General features: G+C 40.5%; 15 protein-coding genes and 1 pseudogene. 13 read left to right on the top strand and 3 right to left on the bottom strand.

Annotation, left to right across the window (positions count from 1 at the left end):
- The first annotated feature begins 75 nt into the window (after positions 1-75).
- The 5 genes and pseudogenes from MKZ25_RS13165 to MKZ25_RS13145 all read left to right on the top strand — a co-directional run bounded on the left by MKZ25_RS13165 (position 76) and on the right by MKZ25_RS13145 (position 3,601).
- Complete coding sequence (locus tag MKZ25_RS13165) at positions 76-861, top strand: ABC transporter ATPase (RefSeq protein WP_340801913.1); 786 nt, start codon at positions 76-78, stop codon at positions 859-861.
- Between the two features lie 51 nt (positions 862-912).
- Positions 913-987 (top strand): annotated as a pseudogene (locus tag MKZ25_RS13160) (DUF600 domain-containing protein); the annotation flags it as partial.
- Between the two features lie 105 nt (positions 988-1,092).
- Positions 1,093-1,557 (top strand): hypothetical protein, encoded by a 465-nt coding sequence (locus tag MKZ25_RS13155; protein WP_340801912.1) that lies wholly within the window; start codon positions 1,093-1,095, stop codon positions 1,555-1,557.
- A 144-nt stretch (positions 1,558-1,701) separates the two neighbouring features.
- On the top strand, positions 1,702-2,238 hold the full coding sequence (locus MKZ25_RS13150) for a hypothetical protein (protein WP_340801911.1): 537 nt from the start codon (positions 1,702-1,704) through the stop codon (positions 2,236-2,238).
- Between the two features lie 172 nt (positions 2,239-2,410).
- On the top strand, positions 2,411-3,601 hold the full coding sequence (locus MKZ25_RS13145) for a M14 family metallopeptidase (RefSeq protein WP_340801910.1): 1,191 nt from the start codon (positions 2,411-2,413) through the stop codon (positions 3,599-3,601).
- A gap of 42 nt (positions 3,602-3,643) precedes the next feature.
- On the opposite strand, the gene MKZ25_RS13140 is transcribed toward MKZ25_RS13145, so the two are convergent.
- The gene (locus MKZ25_RS13140; protein ID WP_079528174.1) at positions 3,644-3,928 is read right to left on the bottom strand and encodes a hypothetical protein; all 285 of its coding nucleotides are present in this window, start codon (positions 3,926-3,928) and stop codon (positions 3,644-3,646) included.
- Between the two features lie 193 nt (positions 3,929-4,121).
- Here MKZ25_RS13140 and MKZ25_RS13135 point away from each other — a divergent pair, with 193 nt between their 5' ends.
- Entirely contained in the window at positions 4,122-4,274 is a 153-nt protein-coding gene (locus MKZ25_RS13135) for a YpzG family protein (RefSeq protein ID WP_079528172.1), read from the top strand.
- A 64-nt stretch (positions 4,275-4,338) separates the two neighbouring features.
- Here the strand turns inward: MKZ25_RS13135 and MKZ25_RS13130 are convergent, their stop codons facing one another.
- Positions 4,339-4,500 carry a hypothetical protein gene (locus tag MKZ25_RS13130; protein ID WP_340801909.1) on the bottom strand — a complete coding sequence of 54 codons (162 nt, stop codon included), beginning with the start codon at positions 4,498-4,500 and terminating at the stop codon, positions 4,339-4,341.
- A gap of 136 nt (positions 4,501-4,636) precedes the next feature.
- Here MKZ25_RS13130 and MKZ25_RS13125 point away from each other — a divergent pair, with 136 nt between their 5' ends.
- Entirely contained in the window at positions 4,637-4,840 is a 204-nt protein-coding gene (locus MKZ25_RS13125) for a hypothetical protein (protein WP_008405113.1), read from the top strand.
- Between the two features lie 76 nt (positions 4,841-4,916).
- Here the strand turns inward: MKZ25_RS13125 and MKZ25_RS13120 are convergent, their stop codons facing one another.
- The gene (locus MKZ25_RS13120; RefSeq protein ID WP_340801908.1) at positions 4,917-5,357 is read right to left on the bottom strand and encodes a cell wall hydrolase; all 441 of its coding nucleotides are present in this window, start codon (positions 5,355-5,357) and stop codon (positions 4,917-4,919) included.
- A 203-nt stretch (positions 5,358-5,560) separates the two neighbouring features.
- Here MKZ25_RS13120 and MKZ25_RS13115 point away from each other — a divergent pair, with 203 nt between their 5' ends.
- The 6 genes from MKZ25_RS13115 to MKZ25_RS13090 all read left to right on the top strand — a co-directional run bounded on the left by MKZ25_RS13115 (position 5,561) and on the right by MKZ25_RS13090 (position 12,624).
- Positions 5,561-6,817: a LysM peptidoglycan-binding domain-containing protein gene (locus tag MKZ25_RS13115; RefSeq protein WP_445326869.1), complete on the top strand. Its 1,257-nt coding sequence runs from the start codon at positions 5,561-5,563 to the stop codon at positions 6,815-6,817.
- A 124-nt stretch (positions 6,818-6,941) separates the two neighbouring features.
- Positions 6,942-8,300: an acetyl-CoA carboxylase biotin carboxylase subunit gene (locus MKZ25_RS13110; RefSeq protein ID WP_340801907.1), complete on the top strand. Its 1,359-nt coding sequence runs from the start codon at positions 6,942-6,944 to the stop codon at positions 8,298-8,300.
- Positions 8,301-8,775: 475 nt separating this feature from the next.
- Entirely contained in the window at positions 8,776-9,567 is a 792-nt protein-coding gene (locus MKZ25_RS13105; RefSeq protein ID WP_340801906.1) for an enoyl-CoA hydratase/isomerase family protein, read from the top strand.
- A gap of 4 nt (positions 9,568-9,571) precedes the next feature.
- Positions 9,572-10,747 (top strand): acyl-CoA dehydrogenase family protein, encoded by a 1,176-nt coding sequence (locus tag MKZ25_RS13100; RefSeq protein ID WP_340801905.1) that lies wholly within the window; start codon positions 9,572-9,574, stop codon positions 10,745-10,747.
- 4 nt (positions 10,748-10,751) lie between these two features.
- Positions 10,752-11,831 carry an acyl-CoA dehydrogenase family protein gene (locus MKZ25_RS13095; protein ID WP_340801904.1) on the top strand — a complete coding sequence of 360 codons (1,080 nt, stop codon included), beginning with the start codon at positions 10,752-10,754 and terminating at the stop codon, positions 11,829-11,831.
- Between the two features lie 4 nt (positions 11,832-11,835).
- The gene (locus MKZ25_RS13090; RefSeq protein WP_340801902.1) at positions 11,836-12,624 is read left to right on the top strand and encodes an enoyl-CoA hydratase/isomerase family protein; all 789 of its coding nucleotides are present in this window, start codon (positions 11,836-11,838) and stop codon (positions 12,622-12,624) included.
- Positions 12,625-12,630: the final 6 nt, after the last annotated feature.

Below are 12,630 nucleotides of genomic sequence, written 5' to 3'. Positions count from 1 at the left end.
CCTCTTTTGTCGAATCCGTATTGACCTGAATAATTAAGGTTATATAGTATTGAGATGAAATGGAGGTTTTCACGCATGCTAAAAAAACTATCCGAACAAGATTTCTCAGTATTACGGGGACCGCTGGAGTCTGGTAGACAAAGTCCGAATTCATTGACATCGGTGCTTGTTTTAGGCATTTTCCTGCAAGCACTGTGTTTCTATCTGACTTATAATATTGCAGGTAAATACACAATCTATCCAAAATACGAAAACATTAAAACAATTCATATGTGGTTTACAGGGATCATTATTTTATTGTCTCTTCTATTCGCTATTCCTTTCGTTTTTAAAAAGATGGAGAAGCTTCAGTACTTCCTGTCGATTATCATGACACAAAATTTTTCCGTATTTTTCTTCCTGTCCCCGTTATTTCTTTTAGGGGAACAGGACGGTGCAACAGTTGAATCTCTACTAAATTTAACTTGGATTACACTTTCCATTGCAGGCGTATTGTTTATAGCTACATGGATCCGCTTTTATTTACTTCTTAAAAAAGGGCATTACCGAGCAGGGTCAAGGAGCGAAGAAATGCGTGGTAAATTTGAAACGAAATCCTATATTCCGATTGTAATCATCGGCAGTACGGCCCTTGTTTTTCTTATTCAATTTGTTGTGAAATTCGGTTCGTCCGATTTATATGAAACAATCACGCTCGTCTTTTTGCCTTTTGGCATATTTTATACACTCATCTTTGTATTGCCGGAGCAGCTTGTCATACTGTATTGCAAAATAAGATTTAAAAGCTTCAATTTTGATATAAACGGTTATCTGAACACGGAAAGTGCAGTCAAAAATAATAGAAAAGTAAAACAAAGTTAGGGGGACATGGTCGTATGAGGTTTACAAGTATAGAGAATTAGGGGTGTTTATGTGAAGGTATTTGAGGATTACTTTTCAGAATTACAAACAGATATGGTGGCTATTTGTTTAGAGTACGTCGATAATAGTTGTTGGGAAGGGTACGGGTGAAGTTCGGTATGATGATGCCGACCTGCCCACATTGTAACTTTATTACTGAAGGATTTGAGTATAGTTCAGAGGTGAAAAAAAGTGGAAAATAAAAAGGATATACTAAGTAAAGAATATGTATTAATTCATGGTATAGATTTTGATGAGGAATTATGGTTTACCTCATACAGCGACGAAGTACTAGACAATCCAGAAGATGAAAGAGGAAAGCCATTTACAGGTTTAGCTTACGAATTATTTGATAATGGGAATATTGCGTATTATTGTTATTGTAAAAATGGTTTTAAAGAAGGAGATTATATAAAATTTTACAATAATGGAAAAGTAAAATCTGCAGATTACATGGTAAAAGGACAAACGAGATGTATAAGAAAAATTTGGTATGAAAGCGAAGAACTCAAATTTGTAGGAGAGTATAAGTTTGGCATTTGTTTAAAATATACTGAATGGGATAAGCAAGGAAACATAATTGGCATAAAAGATACCCCGACAAAAGATGAAGTTGAACTAATAGCTCGACTATCTGAAGGTAATGAAGTTGAATAAGTTTGATGAAAATATATTAATCGAGGAATTTTCAAATATTCAAAGTGAATTATTACCTGGAGTTAAATTGGTAAATGATTTCAAAATAGAAAATTTGGTTCGAAAACGTAGAGTAAGAAAAATAATAAAACGGAGTTGAAACATATGTTATTGGAACCTAAAGCACTTGAGAATATTATTGTAGGTGTATTAATTGATAATCATTTCAAATGGTATGTTTCACAGAAAGATTTGTGGTTTTTAGATAGAAAAAAACTAGAAGAGGCATATAGAAAGAAACTTAAAGAAGTGGGACTTGGAAATATGGGTTCTTTTATCGAAGAAGATGATGAAAGGAAAGGCATAGATATATTAGATGAGGATTCATATGCAGAATTTGCGCCAAGAATGGCAAAGTATGCTGTTTCAGCAAAAGAATTAAGAGAAAGGCTTAAATTAAATTTACTTACTGAAACAAAAGAGGACACTTTTTATAGTTTTATGCCTTCGTTATACGTAAATTTCGATAAAAGAAAACTCTACTCACTTTATTCAGAACCAGCTTCCTACGAGGACTTTGTACCGGAAAATTGGACAGGAGTCTACGAAGACTTTTTAACATACATAGATAGAGCAGAAAAGTACTGGTATGATGAAAATGAAATTGATCTATTAAATTTGGAGGGAAGCAGTAGCAATTGACTGCTTCTTTTTTGTGCTCTTATTTTCTACTATAGAAATAAGATAATCTCGAAATATTTGGGGATAACGAAAGCTATGGAAGATCCTGAATTAGTCATTTCTCGAACCGTGTTAAATATTCCCCCGCATTCATATACTTTCCTATTGAAGATTTTATTGAGGGAGGAGCTTTGTGGAAATTTTCGTAAGGCCGGGTGATTCCTTTTGGTATTACAGCCAGGTTTTTAATGTTCCTTTTCAGCTGATACTTGACTCAAACCGGAATTTGAATGCACAGGCACTAATGCCCAACCAACCCGTTCAGATTCCCGGTTATGTGACAAGTCCATATACGGTTCAACGTGGAGATACGATTTGGTCGATAGCACAAAGAATTAATATGCCGATGGAGGCGCTTTTTCTGCTCAATCCTGTACTCAGTCCATACGTACTTCAAGTCGGTCTACGGCTGCTGTTGCCTGTCCGTGTAACATGGAGAGTTGTGAATGGTGAACAGGATTATGATTACAGGACGATGGTGCAGGATATTCGGTCATTGCAGGCAATCTATCCGTTTATCGTTAATGACCCGATCGGCAATTCTGTATTAGATAAAGAAATTCCGGGGCTCACGATGGGGAACGGGCAGAAACGTGTGCATTTTAATGCTTCTTTTCATGCCAATGAGTGGATTACGACACCGGTTGTCATGACGTTTCTTAATGACTATCTCCTGTCGCTTACGAACAATGGTGCAATACGAGGGCTTTATACATTGCCATTGTACAATCAAACCAATTTAAATATTGTACCTATGGTAAATCCGGACGGAGTGGATTTAGTGCTGAATGGACCTCCGGAGGATGAAAGTATCCGCAACAAGCTTATCGGGTGGAATGGCGGCAGTACAGATTTCTCAGCGTGGAAAGCGAATATTAATGGGGTTGATCTGAACGACCAGTTCCCCGCTGAATGGGAACGGGAAAGAGAAAGAAATCCGCAAACGCCTGGGCCGCGGGACTATGGTGGGGAAAGTCCGCTATCCGAACCGGAATCCATCGCAATGGCCGGACTGACAGTTGAACGGGATTTTGCGCGCGTCTTGGCTTTCCATACACAAGGGCAAGTTATTTATTGGGGATTCATGGGATTGGAACCTCCTGAAACAGAACAGCTTGTCAATGTATTTGCAAGGGTAAGCGGATATAAGCCGGTGCAGACAATTGAAAGCTATGCGGGGTATAAAGACTGGTTTATTCAGGATTGGCGCCGCCCAGGTTTTACAGTCGAACTGGGACTAGGAACGAACCCATTGCCAATCAGCCAGTTTGGTGAAATTTACGAAGAAGCTTTAGGAATTTTTTTAAGTGCACTTTATATGTAAAGAAAGTCCCCCGTTACGTCCATAGATGTAACGGGGGAACTTTTATGAATCCTTCAAGCTTTCATCAATTTCCAGGATGCTTTGCTTTAGCTCGTCTAGTTTGGATATATTTTGCTCGACAATATCCAAATGCTCCTGTCTTTGCAATGCATTGGCAAGCGCATTTTCGGTACGCTCCATTGAATTGAATGCATGTTCAACGGCAAACTCTTCCGGGTGGGACATTGCCTGTTTTACTGCACGTTCTGTTCGTTCAACGGAGTTGGATAATAAAGTAATCGGGTGATTTTGTTTCCAGCTAGGTGTACCTGAACTTTTTTTAGCCATTGTTCCTCATCCTTTCCAAAGAAAATTGACTGATTCACACTTTTAGTATTGGTGGATGCAATGATTCCATACGCGGAAGAAATTCGAAATTGTTAGGAGTGGCACCATCATTTTTTATATTTACAGGGAATAACTGTAGCGAAAACAGCCATACTAATATTGATTCACTTTTGAACATAGGGAGGCGGAACGAATGGATAAGAAGGGTTTCACAGATCCAAAATCTAAGAAGATCCACCATAACTGGACGAGCGATAAGCATCAAAAATCTCAAATCAAAGGGGAAACAGAGGTAACTTTGAACAACCAGATTTTGAGAATTAATGCGAAAGCGAGACAGTTCTAACCTTTGTCTTGAAGTAAATCAGGCCTTCATTACAGTACATACTGTGATGAAGGCCATTTTCATATTAATACATTTTTCGTTTTCCTTTTTGAGCTTGCTGATGGAGCTCCGTCAGCTCATTTGCAATTTCTTCCCTTACTTTGTTAGGTGCAATTTTCATGTTTTTCGGTGTTTGCGGTAATGATTGTTTATTCGTTCCTTTACTCTTACTATCATCTCTGCCCATTTGTATGCTCCTTTCAATTTTGATTCCTTCTTAATATGGCTTTCCGGCAATTTTTCATTACAAAAATTGAGTCCGCCTGAAAAAAGCATAAAACATCCTCAGCTGTGCACATTAAGGCAGTAGGAGGTGATGAAATATGAGCAAAAACAGCAAAGAGACGATGAATACACGCACACATAATCCTTTTTCAACTTATAAAGAATTACACCGGAATACAACAAGTCACAATCGGAATCCGGAAGATAATACAGCGGAATTTGCGGAAGAATTCGATTCGAAATTAAAAAATAAAAATAATAAAACAAACCACGATAAAAATCAGCAGTCAAATAAAAAATAGCTGATAAAGTAATGATAAAAGCCTTGTCACATAATTTGTGCAAGGCTTTTCTTATAGATTGGAGCAATAAATACAGTTAGCCCTGATAAACACTGTCACATGTACCGCCTATCGGTTCATAAAAGCAATGCTGTTTAAATTGACCTGTAAAAGGCTGATCGTACCATGTTGGAGGACAAGGACCATATGGGTTGAAATACCAAAGTGCATATTTCGCTGGATGTTGTCTCCAATAGTCCAGCACCTGTTTAGCTAATCTTCTTTCTGTCTCTCTGGCCCTTTGATAAAACATATTCCCTTTTTGAACCGCCTCAAAAGAATAGTTATTCCCCTGTACCTGGAAAATAACCTGCTCAATCGTTCTCACATCATTAAAATCCAGGCATGTGGCGATAGCTCGGTTTACAATTACATTTCCCACGTACAGCATCCCCTGTTTTCCTTCGCCTTCCGCCTCGGCCCGCATCATTCGAGCGATTAAATCAATGTCGGCATCCCGGTATTTTACTCTTGGCATTTTTTCACCTCACAACTATAGTATGAAACAGTTAACCCGGTTGCGCATATGAATAAATGAAAACGGTTAAAAATTGTATCTTGTTATTACTTATGTATTTCTAACTTATCTTTCCGCATTAATAAGGGATATAGTTCATAAATTAGTACATAGAAAAAGGAGGGCGGACAATTCAAATTCATGTTGTACAACCGGGTGAAACATTGTGGGCCATCGCACAGGCTTATGGAACAACGGTGCAAAGTATAGTGGAAGCCAACCAAATTCCGGAGCCGGCTCGGTTAGTGATCGGGCAAGCATTGGTCGTTCCACTGAAAGGGCAATATTATATTGTACAGCCGGGGGATAGTTTATGGTCTATTGGTCAACGTTTTCAAGTAAATTATACAACGCTCGCGCAAGCAAATGGGTTGAGTCCGGATGCATTGCTGATGATTGGCACCTCATTGTATATACCGGAAGCATCCAAAAGATCCGCAGAAATTTTGGCATATGTAGAACCAAGAGGAAATGAAATAAACGAAATGCTGCTGGATCAGGTTCGCGAGGCAAATCCTTACTTAACGTACTTAGCTGTATTCAGTTATGAGGTGAGCCGGGATGGTTCATTAAAAGCACCGACCATTAATCCTTTACCGGAGATTGCTGAACAAGAGAAAACAAGTATAGCAATGGCGATTACTAATCTCGAAGATTATCAGTTTAGCGCTGAACTTGCACGGGATATTTTCCAAAGTGTCGCGGTCCAAAATTTACTGCTGGACAATATCATAGCAGAAGCAAAACGTATCGGGAATATCTCGGATATCCATTTTGATTTTGAACGTATATCACGTGACCAGCGGGAAGCTTATAATAATTTTCTTCGAAGAGCTGTCGAGCGTTTGCATGCGGAAGGTTATACGGTTTCTACCGCATTGGCTCCCAAAACGAGAGCTGATCAGCCAGGGGAATGGTTTATGGGGCATGACTATAAGGCACATGGCGAAATAGTGGATTTTGTTATGCTCATGACATATGAATGGGGATATTCTGCGGGACCTCCAATGGCCGTTTCTCCGCTGCCGCAAGTCGAGCAAGTAGTACAATATGCTTTAACAGAAATTCCTGCAAGTAAAATTTTACTGGGGCAAAATTTATATGGCTATGATTGGACATTACCGTTTGTCCAAGGAGGCGATTATGCAGAAGCAATAAGCCCTCAACGTGCAATTGAAGTGGCAAAACGCTACAATGCGGCTATCCAATTTGACTATACTGCACAGGCCCCATACTTTAATTACTATGATGAGCAGGGCCGTTCACATATTGTCTGGTTTGAGGACGCACGTTCCATCCAGGCAAAGTTTGATTTAGTAAAGCGCTTGAATTTGCGCGGTGTCGGCTATTGGAAATTAGGATTGCCATTCCCGCAAAACTGGCAACTCATCGGAGCTAATTTTAATGTGGTGAAAAAATAGAACAGTCCACTGAAACCTCCTTATTGTTTGGCATATAACTTGCATCAGTAAAGTACATCGTCATCGATGGAAGAGAACATGTTGAAAACGTTAGTATAGACCAGATGTATAAGGAGGAAAAGTGATGTTTAAAAAAGTATTAGTCGCCAATAGAGGAGAAATCGCAAGACGAGTCATGCGTACTTGCCATCGATTAGGTATTGACACGGTGGCGATCTATTCAGATGCAGATGAATCAAGTTTACATGCGATGGATGCAACCGAAAAATATCGAGTCGGTAAGGCGCCGGTTGCAGAAAGTTATTTAAATTATAAGGAAATCATTAAAATAGCATTAGAAGCTAATGCGGATGCTATTCACCCGGGCTATGGACTGTTATCGGAAAATGCGACTTTTGCAAAAGAGGTAGAAAAAGCCGGTTTAATATTTATCGGACCTAAAGCAGAAGTTATTGCATCGATGGGAAGCAAGCTGGAAGCACGAAAAATGATGGAACAGGCAGGCGTACCCATTGTCCAGGGTGTCAATAATCCAATAGCAGATGCAAAAGAAGCGGTACAAATCGCCACCCGTCTTGGCTACCCGGTCATGTTAAAGGCTTCCGCGGGCGGAGGCGGTATCGGTATGCAGCTTGTTCATAATGATGGGGAGTTACAGAAAGCATTTGATGGGAATCAACGACGTGCAAAGAGTTTCTTTGGGGACGGGACAATGTTTATCGAGAAATTTATCGATGAACCGCATCATGTGGAAGTACAAATACTAGCAGATGAACATGGTCAAATTATCCCTGTATTTGAACGTGAGTGTTCGATTCAACGACGAAATCAAAAAGTCGTGGAAGAAGCTCCTTCACCATTTATTTCAGAAGAGACAAGAACAAAAATGCTAGATGCCGCAGTGGATGCGGCAGCTGCAATCGGCTATACAAATGCGGGTACCATTGAATTTTTAGTAGATAAAAATGAGGATTTTTATTTTTTGGAAATGAATACGCGCCTACAAGTTGAACATCCGGTCACAGAGCAAATTACAGGCCTGGATTTAGTGGAATGGCAGTTGAAAATTGCGAATGGCGAAAAACTTAACTTCACACGTCAGGATTTGCGAAGAAATGGGCATGCCATCGAAGTACGTATTTATGCGGAAGATCCCATCACATTTTTCCCTTCGCCAGGTAAAATCACCAATTTGGTACTGCCGGAAGGAGAAGGGATTCGCCATGAAATTGCCGTCGAATCGGGTCATGAAGTTACACCGTATTATGATCCGATGATCGCAAAACTTATCATAACGGGAATTGACCGTCCCGAAGCTTGTGCAAGGCTAGAGGAAGCGTTGAAAAATTATGTTGTAGAAGGCATACAGACAAATATTTCGATGCTGTTAAATATTATTTCAAATGAACAATTTAAAAAAGGAAATACAAATACAAAATTTGTAGAGCAGTATTATATGCCGAATGTTATGGTCAATAAATAATAACTGTAGTGTAAACTTTCCAATTTAAGTTGCTACGCAGTTTGAACAATGGTTTACACCATTTTGTATAGTTTCATTTACACATTTGAATCTGATGCTTGTTTTTAATTAAACATAATAAGAATAAATAGATCAAAATATATGCTGAGGCTGGGACATAACCCAAAAATGCTATTTTTCTCTGAGAGAAAAATAGCATTTTTTTGCTGAGCGTTAAAATTGATTTACATTCCGGGACGCTTTCCGCGGGCGTGGCCTGAGCCTGTAGTCTCAGGCGTCACGCTATTCCCGCAGGAGTCGCCCTGCATTCCAATCAATTTTGCAAAATATCCGTTTCTTAATAAAGGTTTTCCTGTTATTTAACGGTCATTCTACTTATGTCCCGGCCTCTCCTCTTTTTGCTGTTGGCATCGTTATTGCATAAAGAAAAGTATAGTCTGGCGAAAGACTAAATATATATAAAGAGGTGTTCCATTTGAATGAAGTTCTATTAGAAATTCAAGATCATGTGGCCATTATTACATTAAATAGTCCTCAAACTGGGAATGCAGTCGGATTGCAAAGTGCAATGGAAATGTTTGATATTGCGGTTCATTGTTCGGAAAATCCCAAAATTCGAGCAGTGGTGTTAACGGGATGCGGGTCCGTATTTTCGGTAGGTGGGAACCTTAAAACCTTTGCTGAAGATAAGGATTTAGGTGAGCTTATCAAAAAAGTAACAGGTTATTTCCATCAGGCAATCTCATTATTTAAAAGGATGAATAAACCGTTAATTGCAGCAGTAAACGGAACGGCAGCAGGTGGGGGCATGAGTATGGCACTGTCCTGCGATTTAATCTATGCGTCCGAAAATGCACGTTTTGTGATGGCCTACAATAAAATCGGCTTCAATCCGGATGGAGGTGGTTCGTATTTCCTCCCGCGAATTGTTGGGGTGCGCCGTGCATTTGAATTGTTGTATACAAATCGCCAATTATCAGCGGCAGAAGCAAAAGAATGGGGGATTGTCAACGATGTTATGCCCCAGGATGAATTGCTGCCGTATGTCATTGACCTGGCAAAGCAGATGGCTAAAGGTCCAATGGAGGCATATGGAGAGACTAAGAAACTGATTTACCATTCTTTCCAGGAAAGTCTGGAAACACAAATGTCATTAGAATCAAATGCATTGGCTGTACGTGCAACAAGTGCTGAAGGGCAAGAGGGTGTTCGGGCGTTTATCGAAAAACGCTCACCGCAATATATACAGACAGAAGTAAGCAGGTGAAGAGGTGAACTTCTATTTTACATCTGCTCAGCAAGCGTGGAAAAATGAGATCGAACAGTTTTTAAGGACAGAGGTAACTGATGAGCTGTTGGCAGAAATGTACGCACATGAAAAATGTGAAGCAGGTCCATTAGAGCGTTCATTTGAACAGAAAGTTATCGATCGTAATTGGAATAAAATTGATGTTGCAAAAGAGCTTGGCGGTCTGGAAATGACTGAAATGGAAAAATACATTTTCAATCGATCCATCAACCGTGTAGAAGCTCCCTACTATGTGAGCAGTATTACAAGTATGGTCATCAACGCAATAAGCAAATTCGGAACCGAACGAAATAGAATTCAATTTTTGCCGTTAATACTTGATGGAAAGATGACGTTTGGCCTAGGTTATTCAGAGCCGAGTGCAGGCACCGATTTAGCCAATTTACGTACTACCGCAGTTCGTGAAGGTGATGAATGGGTGATTAATGGGACAAAAACTTGGAATACAGTTGGCCACCGTGTGACACATCAATGGTTGCTAGCGCGGACTGGAGATGTGGAAGGAAGGCATCAAACACTATCGATGTTTTTAGTGCCGATGAGTGCTGAGGGGATTTCTATTACACCCATCCATACCTGGGGTCAACATACGGTCAATGAAATCTTTTTTGAAAATGTACGTATACCGATAAATCACTTAATCGGGAATGAAAATGACGGCTGGCGCATTGTCAACTTTGCCCTGAATTTGGAGCGCATTACGATTGGTGATGCTTCCATTAGCGAGCGGATGTTGGAAGAGGCAATCGATTTTGCGCAACAAACAAAAGAGATGGGCGAACCGCTTATAGAAAACCCTGTGATTGCGGCAAAACTTGTAGAAGCAGAAATAGCTGTTGAGATTTGCAGTTTACTATGCTATGAAGCGATTTCCAAGCTTGAGGATGGCCAGGATGTTTCTGTAGATGCAGCTATTGTAAAAGTGTATGGCAGTGAGCTTCGGGCAAATATTGCTGCATTGTCTATGGATATATTTGGGGCTTCGGGACAGTTGCACAGCACTGATGAAGATGCGCCCCTTCGAGGTTTTGCCGAGCATCAATACCGTATTGCGCCGTTTTACCGATTTGGCGGAGGTACGAATGAAGTGCAGCGAAATATAATTGCACAACGCGGATTACAGCTGGCGAGGAGGTAAGCAAATGCAATTACTGTTTACAGATGAACAAAAATTACTGGGCCAGATTGCGAAAAAGTTTTTTGCAAATGAATGGAATCTCCAACTGGTACGCACCAATAAAATCAATCAATCCTTTTGGGATAAACTGGCTGATGTGGGATGGGCGACAATGCTGATTGAGGAAGGAGATGGCGGCAGCGGGAGTTCGCTTATTGAACAAGGCATTGTTCTGGAACAAGCAGGATATAGATTATGCTCACCGGTTCTTTATACGACAGTCCAGGCGGCACTGCTCTGCAAACAGCTTAATGTAGGGGGAATTTCACAGCAGTTGACAACAGGAAAAAGTGCAGTTTTTTCAATAGGTAATCTATCGGGGAAAACAAAGATATGGGCATCAAAGCACCTTGACAATACATGGACAATAACGGGGGAAGAAGCGTTTATTCCATTTGCAAATGAGGTCGATTTAATCTTTGTCAATGCGAAATCACCGGAAGGCTATGGCATATTTCTGGTTGAAAAAAGTGAAATTGAATTTCGTAAGCAACAGACGTTCGGCACACAAGGATTAATGGTTTTACAAATGAACAACGTAAAAGCACACTGTCTACCTTCCTCTATACTACCCAAACAATTGGCAAATTTACAGCTACAGTTTGCAGCACTTCAGGCAATAGAAATGGTAGGTGGCATGCAAAGCGTCATTGATCAGACCGTACAGTATGTAAACGAACGTAAACAGTTTGAAGCCCCTATTGGAAGTTTCCAAGCGGTACAACACCACTTATCGAATATGTATAGTGCGTATCGCGGAGCGCGACTCCTCGCCTATAAAGCATTGTTCCTGTTTGATCACAATGATGCCGAAGCTGAGAAATTTGCACGTATGGCGAAAATTGCCGCAAATGAAGCATATCGCGAAATTACGTTAATGGCCCATCAATTATGGGGAGGAAATGGCTACTCGCTGGAAACGGATTTACAATTATGGTCCAACAGGGCTGTCACGACATCTTTGACATTGGGTACTTCCCTTGAGCATAAACAGGCATTAATTGAACAATTGAAAACAAACAAACGTGTTGAACAACAAGTTTGAGGGGGTGAAACGAATCGGGAAATTACTATATGAAGTACAGAAACGTGTTGCAGTCATTACGATGAACGATGGAAAAAACCGTAATGCACTTTCTACACAGATGACGGATGAGCTCATTGCTGCTTTGCGTACTGCAAATGCCGATGAAAATGTTGGTGCGATTGTATTGACCGGCAATGGGTCAAGTTTTTGTGCAGGCGGAAATTTAGCCGAATTTCAGGAATTTGTATCAATGGATGTTCCTACTTTATATGAGGACGGCTTGCGGAGTACACAGCTTTTCCAAATGCGTCGAGAGCTGACAAAGCCATTGATCGGAGCAGTCAATGGCGCAGCTCTAGGCGGAGGTACGGGTATTGTGGCACTTTGCCATATTGCAATTGGCTCGGAAGATGCAAAATGCGGTTTAACTGAACTAAAGCTAGGCTTAGTACCATATGTCATTTTGCCGTTAGTGCGAAGAGCTGTTGGAGAACGGCATATGCTGGAATTGATGCTTAGTGCGCGTATCTTATCCGCACATGAAGCGAAGGCAGTTGGATTATTGCATGAGGTAGTAAGTAGAGAACAGTTGCTGCCCGTTGCTATTGAAAAAGCAAGCGAAATGGCTAAATTTAGTCCTTTGGCAGTTAAAATGGGGCTTCGCGCATTTGAAGAAACAGCTGAGATGGGAGTGGAAGAGGCGATGAGAGTTCTATCCACAATGAGGCTTGTCAGCTTTAAAAGCGCAGATGTACGCGAAGGTGCCCAGGCATTTCTGGAAAAACGAATGCCGCAATGGAGCGGGAAATAGGAGGTG

The organism is Solibacillus sp. FSL W7-1464, from assembly GCF_038004425.1.
Lineage (GTDB): Bacteria > Bacillota > Bacilli > Bacillales_A > Planococcaceae > Solibacillus.
The sequence above is the reverse complement of the archived record's forward strand: the minus strand, read 5'-3'. Positions and strand labels throughout refer to the sequence as shown.

Bases quoted from the DNA above. Each gene is read 5' to 3' on its own strand.
- MKZ25_RS13150 (WP_340801911.1), top strand. From the start codon at position 1,702: ATGTTATTGGAACCTAAAGCACTTGAGAATATTATTGTAGGTGTATTA.
- MKZ25_RS13125 (WP_008405113.1), top strand. From the start codon at position 4,637: ATGAGCAAAAACAGCAAAGAGACGATGAATACACGCACACATAATCCT.
- MKZ25_RS13165 (WP_340801913.1), top strand. From the start codon at position 76: ATGCTAAAAAAACTATCCGAACAAGATTTCTCAGTATTACGGGGACCG.
- MKZ25_RS13095 (WP_340801904.1), top strand. From the start codon at position 10,752: ATGCAATTACTGTTTACAGATGAACAAAAATTACTGGGCCAGATTGCG.
- MKZ25_RS13120 (WP_340801908.1), bottom strand. From the start codon at position 5,357: ATGCCAAGAGTAAAATACCGGGATGCCGACATTGATTTAATCGCTCGA.
- MKZ25_RS13140 (WP_079528174.1), bottom strand. From the start codon at position 3,928: ATGGCTAAAAAAAGTTCAGGTACACCTAGCTGGAAACAAAATCACCCG.
- MKZ25_RS13130 (WP_340801909.1), bottom strand. From the start codon at position 4,500: ATGGGCAGAGATGATAGTAAGAGTAAAGGAACGAATAAACAATCATTA.
- MKZ25_RS13110 (WP_340801907.1), top strand. From the start codon at position 6,942: ATGTTTAAAAAAGTATTAGTCGCCAATAGAGGAGAAATCGCAAGACGA.
- MKZ25_RS13135 (WP_079528172.1), top strand. From the start codon at position 4,122: ATGGATAAGAAGGGTTTCACAGATCCAAAATCTAAGAAGATCCACCAT.